Below are 23,907 nucleotides of genomic sequence, written 5' to 3'. Positions count from 1 at the left end.
GCCATCAATGCAACGAAGCGCAAGCGAGCGGCACCGGTTGCGCCGGCACCGCGCCACCACGGCATTTGCGCACCCATGCCTGGGCGCGCGGCGTGGCTTCCAGCTCCAGTCGCAACGCGGCCGGCGAGGCATTCGCCAGATGCCGGCGATCGCGAAACGCGAAGGCCAGCGCGCGACCGCGGTCGGCCGCCACCTGCAGGCGGCGCAGCGCGCGGTCGTCGGCCTGCTGCGGCCACGCCAGCACCGCCGCGCAACTGCCCGAGCGCAGGCACTGCTCCGTCGCCCACAGCACGTCGCGCTCCGTCGCCGTGACGATCTCGACCCGGCGCATGTCCACGCCCTGCTGGCGCCAGCCGGCCACGCAGGGCACATACGGCGGCGCCACCAGCACCACCGGGCGCGCGCCCCGACTGAGCCGCGCCAGCGTGGGCAGCACCAGCTGCAGCTCGCCCACGCCATCCAGCGGCAGCAGGATCTCCGACAACGAGGCCTCGGGCCAGCCGCCGCTGGGCAGCACGGCATCGAGCGCGGCCCAGCCGGTCGGCTGCGCGCCGGCCGACCGTTCACCGTTGGAAGCCGGCGCGGCGCGCCCGCGCCAGACCTGTTGCGCGTCGAGCAGCGAGGACAAGGCCACCACCACCGCGCTCATCAGCTGCCCCTCAACAGGCCCGCAAACAGACCTTCGATGGCGAAGTCCTCGGTCGGATCCGGATCGATCGGCTGGTAGCCCGCGCTGTTCGGCAGCAGGCGGATCACCTCGCCCTGCCAGTGCAGCCGCTTGATCGTGAAGCGATCCCCGCCGACCCGCGCCGCCACCACCTGGCCGTGCCGCGCCACCGGCGTGGCATGCACACCGACCAGATCCTGATCGAGGATGCCCTCGTCGCGCATCGAGTCGCCGACCACCCGTACCAGATAGTCCGGCCGCAGCCGGAACAGCCAGCGCGACACCCGCAGCGTGCGCTCGATCCGCGCCTCGGAGAACAGCGGCTCGCCGGCGGCGATCCGGCCCACCAGCGGCAACTCCATGGTGTCCGCATCCAGCGCATCGGCCGAGCTCACCAGCCGGATCCCGCGCGAGCGATTCGGCTCGATCACCAGCCGCCCCTTGGCCTCCAGCGAGCGCACGTGCTTCAGCACCGCGCTGACATTCGCCAGCCCCATCGCCTGGCCGATCTCCTCCAGCGTGGGCACCTGCCCGGCCTGCTCCAGCCGGGCCCGGATGAAGTCGAGGATGTTGGATTGGCGGCTGGTCAGTTGCAGGCTCATGGCCGCCATATTTTCACCTTTTTTGGTGAAAATAAAGAAAAACATGGCATAGCCCTGAAATGCGTGTCGGAGCCGCGCCAGGCCGCATGACGGCGTATTCCCCTCATTGCCGCTGGCTGACCCGCCCGGCCTGATACGGCTCGTCAGTGCTGGCCTGACTGAGCCGGTGGGCGTGGCCGAGGGCATGACGTGCGCGGCGTTGGTCGCCCAGCTGCTGGTAGGCGCGAGCCAGTCCGAAGTAAAAGAGCGGCTCGCTGTCATACAGATGGATGGCCTGCTTGTAGTGTTTCACCGCCTCCGCGAAGTCGCCCTGCTTCTCGTCATCCAGGGCCTGCAGGAACTGGTAGTAGGGGTCCTTCAGCTGCACTTTCTCCAGGCGCCGTTTGAAGACGGCGCTGCGTGCCTCATCGCCCTGGTTCTGGTACAGGGTCACCAGGTTGAAGAGCGCGCCGGTATTCACCGGATCCAGTGCCAGCGCCTTCAGGTAGTCGCGCTCGGCGCCGCGCAAGTCGCCCAGGCGCAGTTGCAGCACGCCGGCGTTGCTCCAGCTGTTCGCGTAGCCGGCATCCAGCTGCAGCGACATCATCATGTAGGGAACGGCTGCGGCGGGTGATGCACCGGCCATCAGCTCGGCGGCGCGGTTGTTGTAGTAGAGCGCCAGCAGTCGCTGGTCGGAAATGGTCTTGGGCGGGTGCCGCACGAGCACCGAATCCCGCGCCACGTCCATGGTGAAGCGCCTCTGGCCGATGGCGATCCCCGTGTTGACGTGGTCGCTGCGATAGACGATGCCGCCCTCTTCGCGCCAGGCCAGGGCATCCTCGATTTCCTGTGCGTAAGCCCGTAGCCCCGCTTCGCGTGCCAGCGCCACGGTCAGCAGGGTGAAAGTCAGGCAGTTGGCCTTGCGTGTCCGGTAGGCCTGCCCGACCGTCAAGGTGGCATCGGTCGCGTATTGCATGCCCAGGTCGGACTCCTGGAACATGAAGTCCACCAGCCGCTGCAGCCGCTGCATGCTCGAGCCGCCCGCACCGATGACCTTTTGCTGCAGTTGCGCGCGCAACTCCGGCGGCACCGCCATGACCTGTTCCGGGCGCGGCATCTCTGGTTCGGCCAGCGCAACCGGTGCCGGCGTGGCGGTGGAAGTGGAAAACGCCAGTACTGCCGCGTACACCCAAGTGACCACACTGAAACCCTCCGCGCCCTGGGGCGGGAACGTCCGGTTGCAGCCAGTCTAGACCTTTCAGCGCGGGCCGGCGCACCATCGGCCACTCGGTCTGTTTTTCCGTTTCCACAGCCATGAGACACGACACCTCGAGTCGCGGGAATGCAACGACGATCCTCACCCCTCATGACGGGCCAACCCTCCGCGGAACCCTTCCGCGTGAGCCCACGTGCGCTCGCTCAAAATTGGCTGTACGGTCTTGCCTGCCATTCCGCTCGAGGCGGACGGCTACGTCGCCTGACTCCAGCGTTGCACGGCATGGGAGAGTTTGATGATCTGCCGCATGTGGCACGGTGTTACCCCGCGCTCGAAGGCCGATGCCTATGCAGCCTTCCTCGAGAAGCGGGCGATTCCGGATTACCGCTCGGTTCCGGGCAACCTGAGCGTCGCGGTGCTGCGCCGTGACGAGGCCGAGGTGTCGCATTTCATGACCGTCACGCATTGGGCGTCGGAGGAGAGCATTCGTGCCTTTGCCGGCGACGATCTGCTCAGGGCCAGGTACTACCCGGAAGATCAGGATTACCTTCTGGAGTTCGAGCCGTTGGTTCGACATTTCGTGGTCACGGCCATGGAAATGCCGCCCGGCCACTCGTTCACGTCCGGCAGCCCGGCCTGATACAGCGCGCGGCCGTGAGGGCCTCGTTCGTGATTGCTGCGCATCGAACTTTCCTTTCAGGTCATGGCAGCGAAGACGCGAGACCCGCCGGTCGAAATGCGGGCACCGCGGAAGACCCTGGTGAGCAGCGAACGAGGGCAAGGGAGTTCAACTTCCCCGGTCTCCCCGTCGCTGCTTGACGCAGGCCGCCAGGAAGCTGAACATCCGGCGCACGAGCCCCTACCGGGGTCTCGACAGCGTCAGGCACCTCCGCCGGCGAAGGAGCCACCTTGATCCCGTTTGAGATTCGCGTCCTCGGCTTCGGTGTCCTTCTCGGCTTCGCCCATATTGTTCTTGCCTCGCATTCGGCAAGTCTCCAGCGCGGTTATCGCTGGACAGCAGGTGCCAGAGACGAGCCCGTTGCACCGCTTGCAGGAACCGCCGCTCGCCTCGCTCGCGCGCTGGCCAACTTCTGCGAAACGTTTCCTTTTTTCGCCGCTCTCGCACTCGCCGTCGTTCTCGCTGATCGAGTTGGCCTGGTATCCCGGTGGGGCGCGGGCCTCTACATCACCGGCCGAATCCTGTACCTGCCGCTCTATGCCTTCGGCGTCCCGCTTGTTCGTTCGCTGGCGTGGAACGTCTCCGCAGCCGGAATCCTGTTGTTGGCATTTGCGTTGCTCCGGGGCTGAGCGGGTTCTCCCCCGTCGATGCGGACACTTCCAGAAATTCGGCACAAGGGGAAACAGGGCCTGACGGCAGGGTGAGTCGTGGAGTCGAGCGGTGGATGCACCATGCCCAGGTCCCTCGTCATTGCAGCGGCTGCTTTTGCGACTGCCGGTTCGCCGCCCGCACCGCCCCGACAAATCCCCCGAACGGGATATCGGTGATGCCGACCAGGCCGATATGGCTGTTCTCGCCATCCAGCAACCGCCCCGTCACCGGCTGGTCGGTGTACTGGAACCAGTGCGCGCCGACGATCTGCGGGTCGCTCTCGGCAGCGGCGAGGAAACGGGCATAGGCCGTCCCGCGCTGCGCTTCGTTCGCGACCGACACCACGCCCTTGCCGAACGGGCCGCGGTCGTCGGAGCCGAAATGGAACTCGCTGATCAGCACGGGCTTGTCCAGCGACTGCATGGCGGTCGCATCGAAGCCGTGTTGCGGCAGGTCGGCGTAGATGTTGAAGCTGACCACGTCGCAGTACCGGGCGCAGGCGGCGACGGCTTCGGGGGTGTTGACCGCGAAGCGGCCGCCGAGGAACAGGTGGTGCGGGTCGTGGCGGCGGATCGCCTCGGCCACCGTACGGAAATAGGTATCGGCATAGCGGCGCAGCCAGGCGCTGTAGTCGCGTGCGATCGCCGGGTGCGCCTCATCCGGCGCCGGCGCATGGAATCCGGTGACGTTCAGCGCATCCCAGGAGGTCAGCGCGATGCCCCACGCGGTGGCCAGGGTTTCCGGCGCCACGTATTCCTTCTTCAGCGTCGCGATGAAGGCCTGCTTGGCCGGGCTGTGTGCGTCACCGGCGAGCGTGCCCAGCGCCAGCCCCCAGCGCCCCTGCGCCCCGCTGCCGGCCCAGGCCAGCTCGTTGTCGGCGAAGTAGCCGAGCAGCCAGGGATCGTCGCGTACGTCGGCGCTTGCCTTGAGCACCGCACGCTCGGTGGCCTGCACGAAGCGCGGGTCGAACGGATCGGGCATGCGCCCCCAGTAGTCGTAGCCGCTGGCGACGTTGGCGTAATCGCCGGCGATATTGATCGAACGCGTATACGGCAGCCGGTGCGCCTGGCCCAGCGCGGCATCGCTCCAGTCGCCGAGGGTATTGAAACCCCAGGCCTGCAGGCGATCCAGCGTGCGGCTGCGCCATGCGGCCAGCCAGTGGTTGCCGTCGACGCGATACAGGTTCGCTGCCTGGAAATCGAACCAGCGGCCGTGGTTGTCGCCGATGCCCGCGCTGGCGGCCTGCTCGGGGCGACGGCTGTCGCTGCGGCCGTAGAACGCGGCCCACGCCCCGCTGTCCGGCGGCAGGTCGTGGAACATGAACTCACGGCCTTCGACATAGCTGCGACCGCCATCGGCTGCCACCGCGTTGACGCCCAGCGAGAAGAACGCGTGGCCGTCGGGGCTGACCAGCTGCCAGCGGCCGTCCAGCTTCTGCGTGTGGAACCAGCCCGTCCTGTTCAGGCCCTGGACGTCCAGACGTCCGCCCCAGACATCCCGTCCGCTCGGCGGCGGTTCCGCCGGCGCGGCTTTCACGGCCGCCCGCAGTGCGGCATCGGTGGCGATCTTCTCCGGCCAGCCGGCGCGGGTGAACTGGCCGTAGCGGTCGACGATGCCCGCATAGGCCTGGTGCAATGCGGCGGTGCCCGGCGCGGTCTCCACCCGACCGAACAGCAGGGTCTGCACCGCCTGCGGCGCGGGCACTTCCAGCCGGATCGCGCCGACCTTGTGCAAATCCAGCCGACCTTCAACCGTGGCCGCCACCAGCACGGGCTGGCCATGATCGTCGAACGGCATCGGCGGGCCCGCCTGCATGCCCTGCACCCGGGGCGAAGTGGCCTGCAACGGAATCACCAGGGTCTGCGCCGGCCCCGCCGGCACGCCCACGATGGCCTGCAGGCGCTGGGCCGGAACCGCGCCGTCGATCTCGACCCGCAGGGTGACCGCCCATGGCATCGCATTCTGCACGCGCAGGCGCAGCTCGCCCTGGCTGGACCAGTCCCAGCTGCCGCGGGCGGGCGTCAGCACGAGCTGGGGATGCGTCGCCGGCTGGAACGCATAGCGCTGTTGCGCCACACGATCGCCGGCCTGCTCGGCCGCACCGATCCGCTGCACATGATCGAGAGTGAGCTGCGGCGTCGCCGCCGGGCTGGCCAGGTCGAGCACCCCCGGCGCGGTCGCCGCGTGGCAGCCGCCCAGTCCGCCCAGGCACAACCAGATCAACAGGTGACGTTTCATCGGCAACGGGTCCCTGCGGAAAATGCCGCCATTATGCCGAGGCGCCAGGTCAGCCGGGATTACACCGGATGGCGACGCGTCCAGCGCTGCCAGCCGTAATACACCGGCACACCCAGCGCGATGATCAGCAGGCTCATGCCCGCGTCACCCGGCGCATGGATCGCGCTGGCCACGATCACGCCGAATACGGTGATCACGAAGATCAGCGGCAGCAGCGGATAGAACGGCACCCGGTACGGCGCGGGATCGTCGATGAAGTGCTTGCGGTACCAGAACAGCGTGCCGATGCCGAACACATGCCCCAGCCATTCGCCTACCGTGGTGTAGTTGAGCAACTGGTTGAAGGTGCCCGACAAGGTCAGCACGATCGCCCACGCACCCAGCACGGCCAGCGCGATCTGCGGCGCACGCGTGCGCGCATCCACGCGTCCGGTGGCGCGGAAGAACACGCCATCGGCACCCATCGTCTGCAGCACGCGTGCGCCGCCGGCGATCGCGATGCTGCAGTAGCCGAAGGTGGAACAGGCGATGCCCACCTCGATCACGGTGGCCCCGCGTACGCCGAACAACCGCTGCATCAGGTCCGCCGCCGGCGCCAGGCTGGCCGCGAGGCCGGCATGGCCGAGCCCGGCCAGGTAGGCGTAGTTGACCAGCAGGTAGCAGATCACCACGCCGGCCATGCCCATGCCCAGCGCGCGCGGCAGCGTGCGCTGGGGATTGCGCACTTCGCCGGCGAGGTCGTTGAGGTAATGAAAGCCGCCATAGCTGAACAGCACCGGCAGCAGGGCGCCGGCGAGGGCGCCCGACGACACCGACTGCGACGTATCCACCGCCAGCGCCAGGCCCAGGTGCCCGTCCGCCAGCACCAGCCCGGCGACCACCAGCAAGGCGATCGCCGCCACCTTGAGCACGGTGAATACGTTCTGCATCCACGCGCCGGCGCGGATGCCGAAAAGATTGATGCAGACGATGAACACGATCGCGCCGACCGCGACCGGCAACTCGTAGAGCCGCGTCACGCCGAGTGCCCGGCACAAATACACGGCGAACTTCGTCGCCACCGCCGCCACGCTGCCGGGGTAGTTGATCAGCGCCATGGTCCAGCCGAACAGGAACGCCGGCAGCAGGCCGAATGCCTCGCGCAGGTACACGTAGATGCCGCCCGCCTGCGGCCGCCGCGCGCCCAGCTCGGCGTAGCACAGCACGCCGGCCAGGGTCAGCAGGCCGCCGAGCGCCCACAGGATCAACACCTGCGTGCCCGACGACGTGTTGTGCGCGACCGTTGCCGGGGTGAGGAAGATGCCCGCCCCGATCACGCCGCCGATGACGATCATCGCGGCGTCCCAGGTATTCAGGCGACGGGCATAGGCATTGGCGGGTTCGGTCAGCATGGCCGCTACCATGCCATTGTGGACCGTGGTTGAGCCAGTCCCGATTGGCAGGTGCGGCTGGCGAGGCGGCAACAGGGGCATCGTGCAAATTGACAAGCGCCGGCCGCACCGGAACACTTCGCTCCGCGGCGCGGCACGCGCCGCCAATGCATGACGCGGCGGTCGCTTCGCCGGGTCGGCGCTGCCGAGGGGTGCTGCAGCGGATCGTCGTCCGCCACGCTCGGCATGCGATCTCTCGCAAGGGCGCCCTTTCCGTTACTTGAGATGTCGCCATGTCCAACCCCCCTGCCGCTCGCCGGCTCGCCTTCGCCACGTGCGCTGAACTGCCATCGATCCAGCGGGATGACGCTCATCTGGCCGTATCGCTGGAACGCCTCGGCATCCAGCCAATCTCCTGCATATGGAATGATCCGACGGTCGACTGGTCGCGCTTCGACGCGGTGCTGATCCGCACGATCTGGGATTACTTCAAGCAGCACACGGCATTCCTGGCCTGGCTCGATCGACTCGACCAACTGGGCGTTCCCACCATCAACGACAGCCGGCTGCTGCGCTGGAACAGCGACAAGCGCTACCTGCTCGAGCTGGCCGAACACGGCGTCGCGATCATCCCCACCCGGCTCGCCGGCGCGCAGCAGCTGCACGACGTGCTGGCGACGATGCCGGCACAACAGGTGGTGATCAAGCCGCGCATCAGCGGCGGCGCCTGGCATACGCTGCGCGGCACCGTCGGCGATCCGGCCTTCGCGCAGGCGGTGGCCCGGTTGCCGCGGGAACTGGACTACCTGGTGCAGCCGTTCGTGCCGGAGGTCGTCAGCGACGGCGAATGGTCGCTGCTGTATTTCGGCGGCAAGTTCAGCCACGCGGTGATCAAGCGCCCGGCTCCCGGCGACTACCGCGTACAAAGCGAATACGGCGGAAGCATCGAGCCGATCCAGCCCGGTGCCGCGACGCTGGCCGCCACCGAACTGGCACTGGCCGCGGTCGCCGGGATCGGACATGCCGATCACGGCTACGTGCGCGTCGACGGCGTGATCAGTGGCGGACGCTTCCTGATCATGGAGCTGGAACTGATCGAGCCGTTCCTGCACCTGGCCGAACGGCCGGAGGCGGCCGAGCGCTTCGCGCGCCTGTTGGCGGCGCAACTGGACCAGCTGCCGTCGCGCGACACCGATGCCGATGCCACCGAATACCTGTTCTCCTACGGCACCCTGCAGGATGCCTCGGTCCAGCTGGCCACGTTTGGCCGTCTGCTCGCCGGCCAGCCCGACCGCCTGCATGGCTATCGCCGCGAGATGATCCGCATCGACGATCCGCAGGTGGTCGCCACCAGCGGCGCCGGTCACCACCCGATCGTCCACTACACCGGCAGCGCGGAAGACGCGGTGGACGGCAGCGTCTTCCGCATCAACCCACGCGAGCTGGCCCACGCGGACGCCTACGAGGTCGACGACTACCGCCGTGTCGCCGTCACGCTCGCCTCCGGTATCGAGGCATGGGTCTTTGTCGGTACCGCCGCGGGCTGACGTCGAACGCACGCGTGCCCCGTGGGCTCGCGGTGTGCGCGGGCGCGGTCATCCGGGCTGCATCGATGACCGTATCCGATGCGATCCATACGGCGCCAGCACGTCCGCCAGATTGCCGAGGCAGCTGGGGTGCGCGTCGGCGCGGATGATGCAGGGCATCCCAGCCGAGCATGACGCGGGATTGCCGTGCAGCACACCGGGGATACCGAAGACCGCTCCTCACGGACGACCGCTTTCATGCCGGCACGCTCTTCGATGACTCGCGCAGAAGCCCGCTAGAGCGTCCGCCGGACTGGCCTGACCGTCAGCGCAACAGGGCCAGCACGGCCGCCGCCGCGGCCTCCGACGAAGCCGGATTCTGCCCGGTCACCAGGTGGCCGTCGGTGATCGCATGGGATTGCCAATCATCCTTCTTCGAGTACTTGCCACCGTTGTCCCTGAGCATGTCCTCGACCAGGAACGGCACTACCTCGGTGAGGCCGACCGCAGCCTCCTCGGTATTGGTGAAACCGGTGACCGCCTTGCCCTTGACCAGCGGCGTGCCATCGGCTGCCTTGACGTGGCGCAGCACGCCGGGCGCGTGACACACCGCGCCGACCGGCTTGCCGGCGGCGTAGGTGGATTCGATCAGCCGGATCGAGTCGCGATCCTCGGCCAGGTCCCACAGCGGACCGTGCCCGCCGGGATAGAACACCGCGTCGTAATCGCCACCGGCCACATCGGCCAGCCTGTGGGTGGCCGCCAGTGCGGCAACGGCCTCGGCATCCTTGCGAAAACGTTCGGTATTCGCCGTCTGCGCATCCGGCGCATCGCTCTTGGGATCCAGCGGCGGCTGGCCGCCGCTGGGCGAGGCCAGCACGATCTCGGCGCCGGCATCCTTGAAGACGTAATACGGCCCGGCAAACTCTTCCAGCCAGAAGCCGGTCTTGTTGCCGGTATCGCCGAGGCGATCGTGCGAGGTCAGGACCATCAGGATCTTCATGGGCGCTCCACTTCGAGTCGAACCCGAAGCATAGCCGCCACCTCGCGAACCGAATGTGACGCCGGCCGGCTCCGCTCGCGGTGGGGCCCGCATCGACCTAGAATCGAGGCCGATCCCCCGTCGGTTGACCGCGTGCCTTCGCCCCCCCGAAAAATCCTGCATGTCGACATGGATGCGTTCTACGCCTCGGTGGAGCAGCGCGACGATCCCGCGTTGCGCGGCAAGCCGGTGGCGGTGGCGTGGCGCGGCGCCCGCTCGGTGGTGTGCGCGGCCAGCTACGAGGCGCGCGTGTTCGGCGTGCGCTCGGCGATGCCGGCGCTGCGCGCCGAGCGGCTGTGCCCGCAGCTGATCTTCGTGCCGCCGGACTTCGTCCGCTACAAGGCGGTGTCGCGGCAGATCCGCGAGATCTTCGCGCGGCACACCGAGCTGATCGAGCCGCTGTCGCTGGACGAGGCCTATCTCGACGTCACCGTGACGCATAGCGGGTTGCCCTCGGCCACCGCCACCGCCGAGGCGATTCGCGCGGCGATCCGCGAGGAGACCCGGCTCACCGCATCCGCCGGCGTGGCGCCGAACAAGTTCCTGGCCAAGATCGCCTCGGACTGGAACAAGCCCGATGGCCTGTGCGTAATCCGCCCGCATCAGGTCGAGGCGTTCCTCACGCCGTTGCCGGTCGGTCGGCTGCCCGGCGTCGGCAAGGTGATGGAGGCGAAGCTGGCCGAGCTGGGCATCGGCACGGTCGGCGAGCTGCGTTCACATGCGCTGGCCGCGCTGGAGATGCGCTTCGGCCGCTGGGGACGGCGCCTGCACGAACTGGCGCGCGGCATCGACGAGCACCCGGTGCAGCCGGAGCGGCCCACCGTGCAGATCTCCGCCGAGGACACGTTCGAGCACGACCTGCTGCTGGACGAGCTCGAACCGCATATCCGCCGGCTCGCCGAAAAGGCCTGGGCCGGCTATCAGCGGGAGCACGAGCGCGTGGCCCGCACCGTGGTGCTGAAGCTGAAGACATCCGACTTCCGCACGCTGACCCGCAGCCTCACGCCGCCGCAACAGCCTCGTTCGGCCATCGAACTGGCCGACATCGCCTGTGCGTTGCGCGAGCGGGTCGAGCGTGCCGCCGACGACCGCTATCGGCTGGTCGGCGTGGGTCTGGCCGGCTTCGTCGACCGCGACAGCTACCAGGCCCAGGCCGACCTGTTCGAACAACCTGCCATCGACCGCTGATCCAGCGCGGCAACTCGCGCCACGACGGCTTCTTGCCGCTCGTCGGGAAGAGGCCGTCGCCGTTTTCTCCATGCGGCTTCTCCCGCGCGACCGTGGCGCCGGCGATCCGGGCAATGCAATGGCATGCAGCGACGACACGCACGAAGGTGGTCGGCGGCGCGGCACGCGTACTGCGCTGATCGGGCGGCACGGATCGTGTACCCTGCGCGTCGATGGGGCGCGACGCCCATGCACGGAACCGCGAGATGCACATCGAGTTACCCAAAATCCGCCTTCAATCGCCGAAGGAGTTTCTCAAGCATTACCTGATGATCGTGCTGAGTATCCTCACCGCGCTGGGGCTGGAGGCGTGGATCGAGCACGCCCACCACACCGATGCGGCAGAGACGGCGAGCCGGCAGATGAGCGCCGAACTGCGCGAAAACCTGGCCGAGACCCGCGACTCGTTGCGGCAAAACGACCAGTCGCTGCAGGCGGTCGACCAGCTCGACGCCATCCTCACCGCCGACCTCAGGAACGGCGCCCCGGTCGCCGTCATCAACCAGCACCTGCAGGCGCACAGGAGCGGCTTCCGGCTCAGGATCAACTGGCCGACCCTGCCGACCTCGGCCTGGGACGTGGCCGTGACGAACCACTCGGTGAGCTGGATCGCGCCGGGCCCGCTGAAGAAGTATTTCGCAGCCTACGCAGCGCAACACGATGCGGCCTCGTGGGTACAGCACGACAGCTTGCTGTCGCTGGACATACGCCAACAGATCAATTTCAGCACCGACCTGGACATGAATCGCCCGGTCGATCCGCAGGCGTTCCAGTACACGCTGCGGCAGATGAAGATAACCCTCACGTCGATGAACAACAACCTGCGGGCGCTGGAAAAACACCTTGCCGATGCGATGCCGGGCGACGACCACGCCGCCGGGTAGACCGTCGCCGGACCGGTCGGCTAACCCAGTTTGCGGGCGATCGCGAAGAAAGCCAGATTGCCCAGGCCGGTGACTCCGGCCAGCACGGCGATCATGCCGGGGGTCACGTCGCGCCAGCCGAACCACTGGATCAGGCCGAAGCCGAGACCCACCGATATCAACACGATGCCCCATTGCAACGAGGAATGCCGCCGCCGCTGCGCCTCGTCGCGCAGGATCGAATTCACCAGCTCTTCCGAGCCGCCGGCGCCGATCATGCGGCTGCGCACCCTGGCGTCGACCACCACCTTGATCGCGTAGGTGATGCAGATGAACAGGCTGATCGGGATGAACATTCCGAGATCCATGATGAAACTCCTCGTTGGCTGGCCGCGGAAGGGCGGCCGTTCACAACGATAGATACGCGCAGGCTCGCGGCGGTTGCAGCGAAAGGCTTGCAACCGTTCACCGGGTGGGCGTATCCCTTGTGCCATGGATGACATCAGCAGCCCGGACCGCGAACTGGTCGACGCCGTGCTGGCCGCGAGGCCGGGCGCGTTCGAGCGGCTGGTCCGCGAATACCAGGGCTTGTGCTGGCACATCATCCAGCGCATGGTGCGCAACCCCGAGGATGCGCGCGAGCTGTGCCAGGACACCTTCCTGCGCGTGCACCGCTACCTGCATCAATACCGCTACGAGAGCGCGCTGAAATCCTGGATCGGACGGATCGCCTACACCACGGCGCTGCGGCACCTGCAGCGCAAGCGCATTCCGCTGGTCGACTCCGCCGGGCCCGACGACGACCATGCACTGGTGGACAACATCGGCAGCGACTTCGACCTGGAAGCCGCCTGCGCCGACCAGCAGACCGCACAGCACCTGCACGCCGCGATCGAATCGTTGCCGCCGTTGCAACGCGCGGTGCTGACCCTGTATTACCTCGAGGAGACGTCCATCCCGGAGATCGCCAGGATCACCGGACTGGCCAGCGGCACCATCAAGAGCCACCTGTTCCGCGCCCGACTGCGCCTGCGCGGCGCGCTCGAAGCCCGGCTTGGAGTTGCAGCATGAATCACGACATCGACGAGCACATCCCCGCGTTCGACGATCCTGCCAGCGAACGCGAATGGCTGGCACAGGAACGCGCGATGCGGCGGGAACGGCTGCAGCTCGATCCCGCCGGCGACGATGCCCGCGGACAACGCTACCGCCTGCTGGCGCGGGTCTTGCGCGAACCGCTGGCCGACGGCCTGCCGGCCGATTTCGCCGAGCAGCTCGCTGCCCGGGTGGCCGCGGCGCCCGCGCGCACGGCCGATGCCGGTTTCGAGCGGGTGTTGACGCTGGCCCTGGGCATCGCGCTGCTGTTGGGCGCGATCGTGGTCGGCCTGCTCTACGGCAGCACGTGGCTGCCGCCGATCCTGGCGATCCTGCCGACGCCGCAACCCTCGGCCGCACGCTGGCTGCTGGTCTTCGCCGCCTGCATCGGCGGGTCCTGGCTGCTGGGCGCGTGGCAGCAGCACGGGCACGGACAACGGCCGCACTGAACGGCACGGCGGGCCCGGGGCTCACAGCTCCAGCACGGTATCCAGCCCGCGATGCAGGCCGATCAGGCCGGACACCTTGCGGATCGCCAGCAAGGCGCCGTCCACGTACGGCTTCGCGCTGTTCCCCGCATTCTGGCGCAGGCTCAGGGTCTGGTCCGGCATGCCGAAGATCACTTCGGCGCCGATCACGAAGCCCGGCAGGCGCACCGCATGCACCTGGCTGCCGGCCAGCGTGCCGCCGCGGGTCTCGCGTATGCCGATGGTCTGCTCCAGCGGCACATCGAGCTGCGGTTGGCGCAGCTTGCCCAGCCGTCCGGCCAGTTCGCGCACCGTGCCGCTGGGCGCATCCGGCTTGCCCGCGTAGGCATAGTCGATGATCTCCCAGTGCGGAATGATCTTCGCCGCCATCTCGGCGAATTTCTGCAGCAGCACCACGGTCAGCGCGAAGTTGCCGCAGGCCAGCACGCCGCGCTGGCGTTCCCGCGCCACCGCGTCGATCTGCGCGTAGTCCTCGTCGGACAGACCCGAGCTGCCCACCACCACGTGGGTGCCGTGTTCCAGCGCCGCGAGGACGTTCGCCTTCGCGCTGTCCGCATGGGTGTACTCGACGAATACGTCGCACGGTTGCGCCAGGGCTTCGTCCACACGGGCAAAGATCGATGCCGTCAGCCGCGGTTCGTCCAGCACGTCACCGAGCTTTTGCCCGGCGTGCCGGCGCGCCACCGCGGCGACCATGCTGAGATCGTCGGTCGCGGCAATCCCCCGCGCGAGCTCGGACCCGGCCCAGCCGGTGGCACCGGCAACACAGACTGTGAGTGACATGGCTATCCCGTTTCATCCGATCGGTCGGTCAGGGTAATCTGGATCGGCGGAATTATCCCAGTCCACGGATCCATGGAGCCCGGCATGCCCAGCGAAACCCCGCCGATGTCGTTCGCCGTGCTGCTCGGTTCGGTGCGACACCAGCGCATGGGCATCCGCGCCGCGAAGCTGGTGATCCGGGCGCTGCAAGCGCGCGGCCACGAGGCGGTGCTGGTCGATCCGATGGAACTGCAGTTGCCCCTGCTCGACCGCATGTACAAGGAATACGCGGCCGGCACCGCGCCCGCCGCGCTGGGACAACTGGCCACGCTGTATCGCCGGGTGGACGGCTTCCTGATCGTCAGCGGCGAATACAACCACGGTATCCCGCCGGCACTGAAAAACCTGCTCGATCATTTCCTCGAGGAGTATTTCTGGCGTCCGTCCGGCATCGTCTGTTACTCGGCAGGCATGTTCGGCGGCGTGCGCGCGGCCGTCGCGCTGCGCACCACGCTGGCCGAACTGGGCATGCCGAGCATCTCCAGCGAATGCCCGATCCCACGCATCGCCTCGGCGCTGGATGAAGACGGCGTGCCGCAGAACGAGCACGTCAGCCACACGCTCAAGCGTTTCCTCGACGAGTTCGAGTGGTACGCCCGCGCGCTGCGACGGCAGCGCCAGGACGGCACGCCGTATTGAGCGGAGGCACGGACGGACGGCCTGATCGGCCCGCCCACGCCGGCACGCCTCAGTCGTAGACCTCGTGGCAGCGACGCTCGGTGGTGTAGTAGGTCTTCTTGTCCTGGGCGTGCTTCTGCACGCGATTGCCGACGTAACCGCCGGCGACCGCACCACCCACCGTGGCCAGCGTCTTGCCCTTGCCGCCCCCCACCTGATGGCCGAGCAGGCCACCCGCGAGCGCTCCGATACCGGTACCGATCAGGCGGTGTTCGTCCTTCGAGCCGATGTGCTTGACCCGCACATCCCGGCAGACCGTGTGATGGTGATGATGGCGGCTCTGCGCCTGGACGCTTGTCGCCGTGAGTGCTGGCAAGGCCAGGGCCAGCGAGGCAACCAGGATCAGTGACTTTTTCATGGAGGATTCTTCGTGTGGGTGGAGACTCTTCATAATCCGCAACGCGTGATGGAGCGGTCAAGCGGCATCGTCCAGCCACAGGTCCAGTCCCGTCTGCCCGGTCACGGTACGCACCACCCTCGCCCCCATCGATCGGCGCAATGGACGCACCGGAGTACCGACGCTGCCGGGCCAGCACTTCACGTACCGAGTGGACTGGCGAACGGTTTCCACGGGGAGGGAAATCAGCCCTCCTGCAATCGGATTGGAGCGCCGGGGGCCTGTCGACAAGAGACCGCTGCGCGACACCGGGCCGCACGACATCGCACCCATGAAAACGGCCGATACCGCTTCGCGAGAGTATCGAGCCAAGCCGGGCCGGACGTTCGCGACAGGCTTCCTCGATGCCCGGAGCGACGGCATGCGGCCAGTAAAGCCGGGCGCTGCGCGGCGCGCGCGATGGCGGTAGCATGACGGGCGGCATCAGCCGCCGGAGGGGGCGAGCAATGGGTCCAAGGAAATGGCTTGCGTGGCTGACAAGTCCTGTCGGCGCCGCTTCGCTGGTCGGCGTGCTTGTTTTCGGTGCAGGGTTCCTGCTGCTGTACGTGCTGCGCACCTATTTCGCGCCGTTGACCCAGTTGGAGATGGAGCACGTCAGCTGGGATATGGTCAACGCCGCCGTGCTGACGCTGCTGGTGGCTCCGGCGCTTTACCATTTGGTCCTCCGCAGGCTGCATGCCAGTGAAACGCGCCTTGGTCAGGCCAATGCCGCGCTGCTGGAGGCGCTGGCGGCACTGCGCGTCCACGAAGCGCATCTGGCGCTGATCCACGACCACGCCTCCTGCCCCCTGTTCATGCTGGAAGTGGAAGCGGACGACCGCTTGCGCTTCGCCTCGGTCAACCGCAATTTTCTCGAGACCACCGGCCTGATGCCGGAGCGGCTTGCGGGCGCCTTGCTCGAGGAGATCGTTCCGGCCGCTGCGATGGGCGTCGTGTTGAAAAAATATCGCGAGGCGCGCGCCACCGGCGAACCGGTCAGCTGGGAGGCCTCCGCGAATTATCCGGCGGGACGCAAGACCGGCGTGGTCACCATTGCCCCGGTCTTTGGCGCCGATGGCCGCTGCACGCAACTGGTCGGGACAGTACACGACATGACCGAACTTCGGGCCAGCGAACGGAAGCTGCTGCACCAGACCCAACTGTACGTAGCGCTGTCGGAGTGCAACGAGGCGATCGTGCGCTACAGCAGCGAGCAAGCCTTGCTGCGGGAAATCTGCCATATCGCAGTGGAGAGCGGTGGCGTGAAACTCGCGTGGATCGGCCAAGTCGACCCCCACAGCGGAGCATGCCGGGTTGTCGCCAATACGGGGGGCCATTCTGATGAATTCCTGGACGGCCTGCAGGTCTCGGTAGCGGGCAACAGCCCGCTCGTCGTCGACATGGCCATGCTGGCCGCGCGGGAAGACCGACCGGTCTGGCACGAGGACTTTCCAGGCGACGCGCGCGATGCGGGCTGGCATCAGCGCGTCGCCCGCTTCGATCTGGGTTCGGCAGCGGTGCTTCCGCTGCGACGCAACGGCATCCCCACCGAGATGTTGGTGCTGTTTTCTCACGCCGCGGATGCCTTTGAACCGGCGACGCGCCAGCTGCTGGTGCAGATGGCAGCAAACATCAGTTTTGCGCTCGACAACTTCGCCCGCGAAGCAGCACGCCGAAAGGCGCTGGACGAATTGCGCGAGTCCGAGCAGCGCTATCGCTGCCTGATCGAGCAGTCGATTGCCGGGGTCTACCTGATTCAGGATGGCAGGATGCGTTACGTGAACCCGCGCATGGCGGAGATGCTCGGCTATACGACCGCCGAATTGATCGACCAGGAGCCGTTGCTGATCGTGGCCGAGAAGGATCGCGGTGCGGTCGCCGAAAACATCCGGGTGCGCCTCGAGGGCAACGTGGACCAGATCAGCTACGCCTTCACTGCGGCATGCAAGGATGGGCATGAGATCGAGGTCGGAGCGCATGGCGCCACTGCTTCGTTCCACGGCCGGCCGGCGATTGTCGGATTGATGCAGGACATCACCGGAAAAGTACATGCCGAACGGCTGGCCAAACAGCATCTGGCGGAGCTCGAGGCGGCTTTCATGAGCACCGTGCGAGTGGCCACCAATCTGTCCGAATTGCGCGATGCCTACACGCAGGGCCATTCGCACCGGGTCGGCGAAATCGCCGTGGCGATCGGCGCCGAGCTCGGCTTCGACGAGCGTCGCCAGCAGGGCCTGCAGGTTGCCGGCAGCCTGCATGACATCGGCAAGATCAGCATTCCATTGCAGACCCTCACCACGCTCGAGCCGCTGACCAACGACCAGTGGGAACTGGTCCGCCAGCATCCGCAAACCGGCTACGAGATCCTGCAGGGCATCGAACTACCCTGGCCGGTGGCCATGGTCGCCTGGCAGCATCACGAACGGATGGACGGCAGCGGCTACCCGCAGGGGCTGAGTGGCGAGGCCATCCTGCTCGAATCGCGCATCGTGATGGTCGCCGACGTGGTCGAATCGATGGCATCACGCCGACCGTACCGGTCAGAGCTGGGCATCACCCGGGCACTGGCGGAAATAGAACGGGGACGCGGCAGTCTCTTCGATGCCGAGGTGGTCGACGCGTGCCTGCGGCTGTTTCGCCAGAACGGTTATGCACTGTCGGCCTGAAGTGATGGCAAGCGAAAGCCTTCGGCCTGTGCTGCATGTCGGTCCATCCGGCACGCAGCTGCGCTGCCGGCCTTGCTGGCCAGGCGCCGATGGCAATGTCTGCACGGCGGGCGGCGGCGTCAACGGAAAGTCCGGGAAGGCCCGGACTTTCCGTTTCGCCTGAGCCGCCTACTTCTTTTTCGGCATGTACAGGTCGGTGATGGTGCCTTCGTAGATCTCCGCCGCCATGCCCACCGATTCGCTGAGCGTGGGATGCGGGTGGATGGTCAGGCCGATGTCGGCCGCCTCGCTGCCCATCTCGATCGCCAGCGCGATCTCGGAGATCAGGTCGCCCGCGTGCACGCCGACGATGCCGCCGCCGACCACGCGATGGGTTTCCTCGTCGAACAGCAGCTTGGTGAAGCCCTCGGTGCGGTCGATGCCGATCGCGCGGCCACTGGCCGCCCACGGAAACTTGCCCACGCCGATCTTCAGGCCCTTTTCCTTCGCCTCGCGCTCGGTCACGCCGACCCAGGCGATTTCCGGATCGGTGTAGGCGACCGACGGGATCACCCGCGCATCGAAGTGGCTCTTCTGCCCGGCGACCACTTCGGCGGCCACCTTCGCCTCGTGCGTGGCCTTGTGCGCCAGCATCGGCTGGCCGACCAGGTCGCCGATCGCGAAGATGTGCGGCACGTTGGTGCGCATCTGGCCATCGACATTGATGAAGCCACGCTCGGTGACGGCGACGCCGGCCTTGTCCACGCCGATCTTGCCGCCGTTGGGCGAGCGACCGACCGACACCAGCACGCGATCGAACAGCGTGGTCTCGGGCATGCTGTCGCCCTCGTAGCTGACTTCGATGCCCTTCTTGGTGGCCTTGGCCTCGACCACCCTGGTCTTGAGATGGATGCCCTTGAGCCGTTTGCCCAGGCGCTGCGCCAGCGGCTTGACCAGGTCGGCGTCGGCGCCGGGGATCAGCTGGTCCATGAACTCGACCACGGTCACCTCGCTGCCCAACGCCACGTAGACGGTGGCCATTTCCAGGCCGATGATGCCGCCGCCGACGACCAGCAGTTTCTTCGGCACGTCGCGCAGTTCCAGCGCGCCGGTGGAGTCGACGATGCGCTCGTCGTCCCACGGAAACGAGGGCAGCTTCACCGACTGCGAGCCGGCCGCGATGATCGCGTTTTCGAAACGGATCAGCTTCACGCCATCCTTCGTCCGGACTTCCATTTCGTTCGGCGACACGAAGCTGCCGATACCCTGGAGCGTACGCACCTTGCGCTGCTTCGCCATCCCGGAAAGACCACCGGTGAGCTTGCCGACGACCTTGTTCTTGAAATCGCGCAGCTTGTCGATGTCGATGCTCGGCTTGCCGAAGCTGACGCCGTGCGCGGCCATCGCCTCGGCCTCGTCGATCACCGCGGCGGCATGCAGCAGCGCCTTGGACGGAATGCAGCCCACGTTGAGGCAGACGCCGCCGAGGCTCTCGTACCGCTCGACCAGGATCGTGTCGACACCCAGATCGGCGGCGCGGAAAGCCGCGGTATAGCCGCCCGGGCCGGAGCCCAGCACGACCAGCTTGCACTCGAGGTCCGCCGTTCTTCCTGACAACGACGCCGCTTGCGGCACCTTCGCCTCCTCTCCCCTCTGGGGAGAGGATTGAGGTGAGGGGCGGATGCTCGCGGGAGACTCACCGCCTTTGTTCGCGCTGTTCGAACTGTCCGGCGACCGTGCCCCCTCATCCCGGCCTTCTCCCCGCGGGGGAGAAGGGGTGGTCGTGTCGGCTACGCCGACTGTTTCCAATACGGCGATCACCGCCCCTTCGGACACTTCGTCGCCCACCTTGAGCCGAAGCTCCCTGATCACGCCGGCGGCGCTGGAGGGGATCTCCATGGTCGCCTTGTCCGACTCCAGCGTGATCAGGCTCTGCTCCTTCGCCACGGTGTCGCCGGCCTTCACCAGCACCTCGATCACCGGTACGTTGTCGTGGCCGCCGATGTCTGGAATCTTGATCTCGATGGTGTTGGCCATGGCTTGCTTCCTTCGTGTTGCGGGACGTCAGCGCGCTGCGTCCGGATCTTGGGGGGGATGGGTGTCGGAGCGGCCGGCGGATTTTTCCGCGATGTCGCGTGTGACATCCTTTGCCGCGTCGTTGTCATGCGTGCCGGCGTCGCGCGCGATCGGAGCGGCCGCTTCGGGCCGGCCCTCATCGTCGCGCTGACCTGGCCGGGTCCAGCTCTTCACGTGCAGGTCGCGCTGCGGGAACGGGATCTCGATGCCGTACTTTTCCAGCGCGGTATGCAGGGCCCAGTTGTAGGCGGCGGTGATCGCGCCGACGCGACGGGTGGCCTCGGCGTTGAGCCAGACCACCAGCTGGAAATCCAGCGAGGAATCACCGAAGCCGGCCAGCCATACCTGCGGCGCGCGCGGGCCATCCAGGCTGAGCGTGAACGGCACCGCGGCGGCGGCTTCCAGCGCGGCCTTCTTCACCAGCTCCTTGTCGGTGCCGTAGGCGACGCCGAACGGGATCTTCTGTCGCCGCGCCACCTCGCGCAGGGTCCAGTTGACGACCCGCCCGGTCACGAACTCGGAATTCGGCACCAGGATGTCGATGTCGTCGTTGGTGCTGATCAGGGTGGCGCGGATGCGGATCTCGCGCACGTGACCGTGCACCCCGGAAGCCAGCTCGACGAAGTCGCCGACCTTGAGGCTGCGGTCGAACAGCAGGATCAGGCCGGACACGAAATTGTTGAAGATCGCCTGCAGGCCGAAGCCCAGCCCCACACCCAGCGCGCCGGCAAAGACGGTCATCTTCGCCATCGGGATACCGGCCACGCTGAGCGCCCACAACAGGCAGATGCTCAGCAACAGGTAGTGCAGCAAACGCTCGACGGTGTAGACCGTGGAGAGATTGACGTGCTCGTTGCGCAGGGCGTAGCGATGCAGCAGGCGCTTCAGCACCCCGGTGCCGAACAGGAACAGCGCAAACAGCAGTACCGAGCCCAGCAGCGAGCCGATGGTCACGGTGACGCCGCCGAACCTGACGCCCAGCTCCAGCCACTCGGCGACCTGCCTGATGCCCTGGTGGATGGCCGTCGACGTGGCCGGAGCCATGTCGAGGTAGAGGAATGCGCTGGGAGCCTGCACCGGGTCGTCCGTTACAGCAGCAGCCGACGGATATCGCCGAGCTGGTTGGCCAGGAACGAGGCGAAGCGCGCGGCCAGCGCACCGTCGATCACCCGGTGATCGTAGGACAGCGACAGCGGCAGGATCATCCGCGGGGCAAACTCCCTGCCGTTCCATACCGGCTTCATCGCCGCCTTGGACACGCCGAGGATCGCCACTTCCGGTGCATTGACGATCGGCGTGAACGCGGTGCCGCCGATGCCGCCCAGCGAGCTGATCGAGAAGCAGCCGCCGGACATCTCGGCCGGGCCGAGTTTCTTGTCGCGTGCCTTCTTCGAGATCTCGCCCATTTCGCGGGCCAGCTCCAGCAGGCCCTTCTTGTCGCAATCACGCAGCACCGGCACGACCAGGCCATCGGGCGTATCGACCGCGATGCCGATGTGGAAATACTTTTTCAGGATCAGCTTCTCGCCGGATTCGTCGAGCGAGGCGTTGAACTGGGGGAACGCCTTCAGGGCCGCCACCACCGCCTTGATCTGGAACACCAGCGGGCTGATCTTCAGCTCCTTGTTCTCGGCACCGAGCTGCTTGCGAAACGCCTCCATCTCGGTGATGTCGGCGTCCTCGTGCTGGGTGACGTGCGGGATCATCGCCCAGTTGCGCGCCAGGTTGGCACCGGAAATCTTCTGGATGCGCGACAGCGGCTTCTCCTCGATTTCGCCGAACTTGGCGAAATCGACCTTCGGCCACGGCAACAGGTTGAGCCCGCCCAGCGAGGCGGACGCGCCGCTGCTCGGACGCGCGCCGGAAGCCAGCGCATGCTTGACCCAGGCACTGACGTCCTCGCGCTGGATGCGACCGCCGCGGCCGCTGCCCCTGACCTGGGTGATGTCCACGCCCAGCTCGCGCGCGAACGCGCGGATCGCCGGGCTCGCGTAGGGGGCGTCGCCGGGCATCACGATGCTGGCATCCAGCGGCGGGCGCGCGGCCGCGGGCGCGACAGCGGGCGCCGGTTGCGCGGCCGGTGCGGCAGCGGGTGCGGACTTCGGTTCGGCTGCCGTCGGGGCCGGGGCCGGGGCGGATTCTTGCGTGGGCTGTGCGTTTGCTCCCGCTGCGGGAGAGCGGCCGGTCTCCTTGTCGGAGCCACCCCGTACGCCCGCACCCTCACCCCTGCCCTCTCCCGAAGCGGGAGAGGGGGACGCTGTGTCGGCTGCGCCGACGACTTCTATAAGGGCGATCACCGCGCCTTCGGACACTTCATCGCCCACCTTCAGCTTCATCTCCCGCACGATGCCGGCGAACGGTGCGGGAACTTCCATGGTCGCCTTGTCCGACTCCAGCGTGATCAGGCTCTGCTCCTTCTCCACCCGGTCGCCGGCCTTGACCAGCACTTCGATGACGGGGACGTCGGCGTGGCCGATATCCGGGACGCGGGCTTCTTTGAGGTCGGCCATGATGACTCCTGCTGATGGCTGTGGCGTGCCGCTCGGGGATGGCGGTCGCATGCAAGGCCTCAATCATAACGAAGGCATGGGCCATCCGTACTGCACAACGCGTTCCGAACCGACGAATCGACCTGTTCCATGCGCAGGCGTATGCATTACCTTGTGCGCACGCACCACCCCCGCCCATGCCCTACCCTGACTTATCTCCAGCCGCGCGGAGCGGCGCAGGAAGCCAACGATGCTGACGATACGTGACCTGTCCAAGACCTATGCGAACGGCGTCAGGGCCCTGCGCGGCGTCTCGCTGGACATACCCAACGGCATGTTCGGCCTGCTCGGCCCCAATGGCGCCGGCAAGTCCTCGCTGATGCGCACGATCGCCACGCTGCAGGATCCGGACGAAGGCAGCATCAAGCTCGACACGATGGATCTGCTCGCCGACAAGCAGGCCACCCGCCGCCTGCTCGGCTACCTGCCGCAGGAATTCGGCGTGTATCCGAAGGTCTCGGCCGAGGCGATGCTGGAGCACTTCGCCGTGCTCAAGGGCGTCACGGTGAAGGCCGAGCGGCGCGAGCTGGTCGAGGCGCTGCTGCGCCAGGTGAACCTGTGGGACGTGCGCAAGCGCAAGCTGGGCACCTACTCCGGCGGCATGCGCCAGCGCTTCGGCATCGCCCAGGCACTGATCGGGGATCCGCGCCTGGTGATCGTGGACGAGCCCACCGCCGGCCTCGATCCGGAGGAACGCAACCGCTTCCTCAACCTGCTGGCCGAGATCGGCGAGCGGGTGGTGGTGATCCTGTCCACCCACATCGTCGAGGACGTGACCGACCTGTGCTCGCACATGGCGATCATCGGCCAGGGCCAGGTGCTGCTCAGCGGTGAGCCGGCCGAGGCGATCCGCTCGCTGGACGGCCGGGTCTGGCGCCGCACGATCGACAAGGCCGAACTGGACGGCTATCGCGCCCGCATGAACATTCTGTCCACCCGCCTCGCCGGGGGCCGCACCCTGCTGCACGTGCTGGCCGACTCGCTGCCGGAAGAAGGCTTCGAGGCGGTCGCGCCGGATCTGGAAGACGTCTACTTCGGCCGCCTGCGCGCGCAGGCCACCGCCAGGGCCGCCTGAGCGACTCCACGCTCACCGCCGCTTCCGACACGCCGGACGGGAA

At 67.3% G+C, this 23,907-nt stretch carries 22 protein-coding genes and 1 riboswitch; of the genes, 10 read left to right on the top strand and 12 right to left on the bottom strand.

The features are described 5' to 3' along the window. Window positions 1-4 precede the first annotated feature (4 nt). The 3 genes from imuA to ACFPPA_RS02015 all read right to left on the bottom strand — a co-directional run bounded on the left by imuA (window position 5) and on the right by ACFPPA_RS02015 (window position 2,449). A complete protein-coding gene (imuA, locus tag ACFPPA_RS02025) occupies window positions 5-649 on the bottom strand; it encodes a translesion DNA synthesis-associated protein ImuA (RefSeq protein ID WP_377316784.1) in 645 nt (214 codons plus the stop codon). Continuing rightward, the gene (lexA, locus tag ACFPPA_RS02020) at window positions 649-1,269 is read right to left on the bottom strand and encodes a transcriptional repressor LexA (RefSeq protein WP_377316782.1); all 621 of its coding nucleotides are present in this window, start codon (window positions 1,267-1,269) and stop codon (window positions 649-651) included. The genes imuA and lexA overlap by 1 nt, the downstream gene beginning before the upstream one ends. 103 nt (window positions 1,270-1,372) lie before the next feature. Continuing rightward, window positions 1,373-2,449, bottom strand: coding sequence for a tetratricopeptide repeat protein (locus ACFPPA_RS02015; RefSeq protein WP_377316780.1), 1,077 nt, complete (start codon window positions 2,447-2,449; stop codon window positions 1,373-1,375). Window positions 2,450-2,759: 310 nt separating this feature from the next. Between ACFPPA_RS02015 and ACFPPA_RS02010 the strand changes: the two genes are divergently transcribed. Beyond that, window positions 2,760-3,104, top strand: a complete 345-nt coding sequence (locus tag ACFPPA_RS02010; protein ID WP_377316778.1) for an antibiotic biosynthesis monooxygenase family protein — start codon at window positions 2,760-2,762, stop codon at window positions 3,102-3,104. A 269-nt stretch (window positions 3,105-3,373) separates the two neighbouring features. Continuing rightward, entirely contained in the window at window positions 3,374-3,772 is a 399-nt protein-coding gene (locus tag ACFPPA_RS02005) for an MAPEG family protein (RefSeq protein WP_377316776.1), read from the top strand. Between the two features lie 118 nt (window positions 3,773-3,890). On the opposite strand, the gene ACFPPA_RS02000 is transcribed toward ACFPPA_RS02005, so the two are convergent. Together ACFPPA_RS02000 and ACFPPA_RS01995 are read right to left on the bottom strand one after the other, a co-directional pair. Then, window positions 3,891-6,032, bottom strand: a complete 2,142-nt coding sequence (locus tag ACFPPA_RS02000; RefSeq protein ID WP_377316774.1) for a beta-agarase — start codon at window positions 6,030-6,032, stop codon at window positions 3,891-3,893. Between the two features lie 59 nt (window positions 6,033-6,091). Next, window positions 6,092-7,423, bottom strand: coding sequence for an APC family permease (locus tag ACFPPA_RS01995; RefSeq protein WP_377316772.1), 1,332 nt, complete (start codon window positions 7,421-7,423; stop codon window positions 6,092-6,094). 180 nt (window positions 7,424-7,603) lie between these two features. Then, a riboswitch (S-adenosyl-L-homocysteine riboswitch) is annotated at window positions 7,604-7,679 on the top strand. A 16-nt stretch (window positions 7,680-7,695) separates the two neighbouring features. Between ACFPPA_RS01995 and ACFPPA_RS01990 the strand changes: the two genes are divergently transcribed. Then, window positions 7,696-8,949 (top strand): gamma-glutamylcyclotransferase, encoded by a 1,254-nt coding sequence (locus ACFPPA_RS01990; RefSeq protein ID WP_377316770.1) that lies wholly within the window; start codon window positions 7,696-7,698, stop codon window positions 8,947-8,949. Between the two features lie 304 nt (window positions 8,950-9,253). On the opposite strand, the gene ACFPPA_RS01985 is transcribed toward ACFPPA_RS01990, so the two are convergent. Next, entirely contained in the window at window positions 9,254-9,931 is a 678-nt protein-coding gene (locus tag ACFPPA_RS01985) for a type 1 glutamine amidotransferase domain-containing protein (RefSeq protein WP_377316768.1), read from the bottom strand. Window positions 9,932-10,063: 132 nt separating this feature from the next. On the opposite strand from ACFPPA_RS01985, the gene dinB reads away from it, so the two are divergent. Next, window positions 10,064-11,158, top strand: a complete 1,095-nt coding sequence (gene dinB / locus ACFPPA_RS01980; protein ID WP_377316766.1) for a DNA polymerase IV — start codon at window positions 10,064-10,066, stop codon at window positions 11,156-11,158. A 245-nt stretch (window positions 11,159-11,403) separates the two neighbouring features. Next, complete coding sequence (locus ACFPPA_RS01975; protein ID WP_377316764.1) at window positions 11,404-12,081, top strand: hypothetical protein; 678 nt, start codon at window positions 11,404-11,406, stop codon at window positions 12,079-12,081. A gap of 20 nt (window positions 12,082-12,101) precedes the next feature. On the opposite strand, the gene ACFPPA_RS01970 is transcribed toward ACFPPA_RS01975, so the two are convergent. After that, the gene (locus ACFPPA_RS01970) at window positions 12,102-12,428 is read right to left on the bottom strand and encodes a DUF6249 domain-containing protein (protein WP_377316762.1); all 327 of its coding nucleotides are present in this window, start codon (window positions 12,426-12,428) and stop codon (window positions 12,102-12,104) included. A gap of 124 nt (window positions 12,429-12,552) precedes the next feature. Between ACFPPA_RS01970 and ACFPPA_RS01965 the strand changes: the two genes are divergently transcribed. Further along, window positions 12,553-13,131 (top strand): RNA polymerase sigma factor, encoded by a 579-nt coding sequence (locus ACFPPA_RS01965; RefSeq protein WP_377316760.1) that lies wholly within the window; start codon window positions 12,553-12,555, stop codon window positions 13,129-13,131. After that, window positions 13,128-13,604, top strand: coding sequence for a hypothetical protein (locus tag ACFPPA_RS01960; protein ID WP_377316758.1), 477 nt, complete (start codon window positions 13,128-13,130; stop codon window positions 13,602-13,604). Before ACFPPA_RS01965 ends, ACFPPA_RS01960 begins: the two co-directional genes overlap by 4 nt. Before the next feature lie 21 nt (window positions 13,605-13,625). On the opposite strand, the gene dapB is transcribed toward ACFPPA_RS01960, so the two are convergent. Beyond that, window positions 13,626-14,426, bottom strand: a complete 801-nt coding sequence (gene dapB, locus ACFPPA_RS01955) for a 4-hydroxy-tetrahydrodipicolinate reductase (RefSeq protein ID WP_377316756.1) — start codon at window positions 14,424-14,426, stop codon at window positions 13,626-13,628. 84 nt (window positions 14,427-14,510) lie between these two features. Here dapB and ACFPPA_RS01950 point away from each other — a divergent pair, with 84 nt between their 5' ends. Beyond that, window positions 14,511-15,104, top strand: coding sequence for an NADPH-dependent FMN reductase (locus ACFPPA_RS01950; RefSeq protein ID WP_377316754.1), 594 nt, complete (start codon window positions 14,511-14,513; stop codon window positions 15,102-15,104). A 49-nt stretch (window positions 15,105-15,153) separates the two neighbouring features. Here ACFPPA_RS01950 and ACFPPA_RS01945 read toward each other — a convergent pair whose 3' ends face one another. Continuing rightward, window positions 15,154-15,501, bottom strand: a complete 348-nt coding sequence (locus ACFPPA_RS01945) for a glycine zipper 2TM domain-containing protein (RefSeq protein ID WP_377316752.1) — start codon at window positions 15,499-15,501, stop codon at window positions 15,154-15,156. Between the two features lie 485 nt (window positions 15,502-15,986). Between ACFPPA_RS01945 and ACFPPA_RS01940 the strand changes: the two genes are divergently transcribed. Continuing rightward, window positions 15,987-18,185 carry an HD domain-containing phosphohydrolase gene (locus ACFPPA_RS01940; protein ID WP_377316750.1) on the top strand — a complete coding sequence of 733 codons (2,199 nt, stop codon included), beginning with the start codon at window positions 15,987-15,989 and terminating at the stop codon, window positions 18,183-18,185. Between the two features lie 168 nt (window positions 18,186-18,353). On the opposite strand, the gene lpdA is transcribed toward ACFPPA_RS01940, so the two are convergent. From lpdA to ACFPPA_RS01925, 3 genes are read right to left on the bottom strand one after another with little or no spacing between them, the layout of a single operon-like run. Then, complete coding sequence (lpdA, locus tag ACFPPA_RS01935) at window positions 18,354-20,201, bottom strand: dihydrolipoyl dehydrogenase (protein WP_377316748.1); 1,848 nt, start codon at window positions 20,199-20,201, stop codon at window positions 18,354-18,356. 27 nt (window positions 20,202-20,228) lie between these two features. Beyond that, a complete protein-coding gene (locus tag ACFPPA_RS01930) occupies window positions 20,229-21,317 on the bottom strand; it encodes a mechanosensitive ion channel family protein (RefSeq protein ID WP_377316746.1) in 1,089 nt (362 codons plus the stop codon). 11 nt (window positions 21,318-21,328) lie between these two features. Next, window positions 21,329-22,750 (bottom strand): dihydrolipoyllysine-residue acetyltransferase, encoded by a 1,422-nt coding sequence (locus ACFPPA_RS01925; protein ID WP_377316744.1) that lies wholly within the window; start codon window positions 22,748-22,750, stop codon window positions 21,329-21,331. A 229-nt stretch (window positions 22,751-22,979) separates the two neighbouring features. On the opposite strand from ACFPPA_RS01925, the gene ACFPPA_RS01920 reads away from it, so the two are divergent. Further along, window positions 22,980-23,864, top strand: coding sequence for an ABC transporter ATP-binding protein (locus ACFPPA_RS01920; RefSeq protein WP_377316742.1), 885 nt, complete (start codon window positions 22,980-22,982; stop codon window positions 23,862-23,864). The last annotated feature ends 43 nt before the right edge of the window (window positions 23,865-23,907 follow it).

The organism is Rhodanobacter ginsengisoli, assembly GCF_042657065.1.
Classification (GTDB): Bacteria; Pseudomonadota; Gammaproteobacteria; order Xanthomonadales; family Rhodanobacteraceae; genus Rhodanobacter; species Rhodanobacter ginsengisoli.
Note: the sequence above shows the minus strand (reverse complement) of the source record. Positions and strands in the feature narration are given on the sequence as shown.

Bases quoted from the DNA above. Each gene is read 5' to 3' on its own strand.
- ACFPPA_RS01985 (WP_377316768.1), bottom strand. From the start codon at position 9,931: ATGAAGATCCTGATGGTCCTGACCTCGCACGATCGCCTCGGCGATACC.
- ACFPPA_RS01960 (WP_377316758.1), top strand. From the start codon at position 13,128: ATGAATCACGACATCGACGAGCACATCCCCGCGTTCGACGATCCTGCC.
- ACFPPA_RS01995 (WP_377316772.1), bottom strand. From the start codon at position 7,423: ATGCTGACCGAACCCGCCAATGCCTATGCCCGTCGCCTGAATACCTGG.
- ACFPPA_RS01940 (WP_377316750.1), top strand. From the start codon at position 15,987: ATGGGTCCAAGGAAATGGCTTGCGTGGCTGACAAGTCCTGTCGGCGCC.
- ACFPPA_RS01990 (WP_377316770.1), top strand. From the start codon at position 7,696: ATGTCCAACCCCCCTGCCGCTCGCCGGCTCGCCTTCGCCACGTGCGCT.
- ACFPPA_RS01950 (WP_377316754.1), top strand. From the start codon at position 14,511: ATGCCCAGCGAAACCCCGCCGATGTCGTTCGCCGTGCTGCTCGGTTCG.
- ACFPPA_RS01965 (WP_377316760.1), top strand. From the start codon at position 12,553: ATGGATGACATCAGCAGCCCGGACCGCGAACTGGTCGACGCCGTGCTG.
- ACFPPA_RS01945 (WP_377316752.1), bottom strand. From the start codon at position 15,501: ATGAAAAAGTCACTGATCCTGGTTGCCTCGCTGGCCCTGGCCTTGCCA.
- ACFPPA_RS02010 (WP_377316778.1), top strand. From the start codon at position 2,760: ATGATCTGCCGCATGTGGCACGGTGTTACCCCGCGCTCGAAGGCCGAT.
- ACFPPA_RS01970 (WP_377316762.1), bottom strand. From the start codon at position 12,428: ATGGATCTCGGAATGTTCATCCCGATCAGCCTGTTCATCTGCATCACC.
- lpdA (WP_377316748.1), bottom strand. From the start codon at position 20,201: ATGGCCAACACCATCGAGATCAAGATTCCAGACATCGGCGGCCACGAC.
- dapB (WP_377316756.1), bottom strand. From the start codon at position 14,426: ATGTCACTCACAGTCTGTGTTGCCGGTGCCACCGGCTGGGCCGGGTCC.
- ACFPPA_RS01920 (WP_377316742.1), top strand. From the start codon at position 22,980: ATGCTGACGATACGTGACCTGTCCAAGACCTATGCGAACGGCGTCAGG.
- lexA (WP_377316782.1), bottom strand. From the start codon at position 1,269: ATGAGCCTGCAACTGACCAGCCGCCAATCCAACATCCTCGACTTCATC.
- imuA (WP_377316784.1), bottom strand. From the start codon at position 649: ATGAGCGCGGTGGTGGTGGCCTTGTCCTCGCTGCTCGACGCGCAACAG.
- ACFPPA_RS01975 (WP_377316764.1), top strand. From the start codon at position 11,404: ATGCACATCGAGTTACCCAAAATCCGCCTTCAATCGCCGAAGGAGTTT.
- ACFPPA_RS02000 (WP_377316774.1), bottom strand. From the start codon at position 6,032: ATGAAACGTCACCTGTTGATCTGGTTGTGCCTGGGCGGACTGGGCGGC.
- ACFPPA_RS01925 (WP_377316744.1), bottom strand. From the start codon at position 22,750: ATGGCCGACCTCAAAGAAGCCCGCGTCCCGGATATCGGCCACGCCGAC.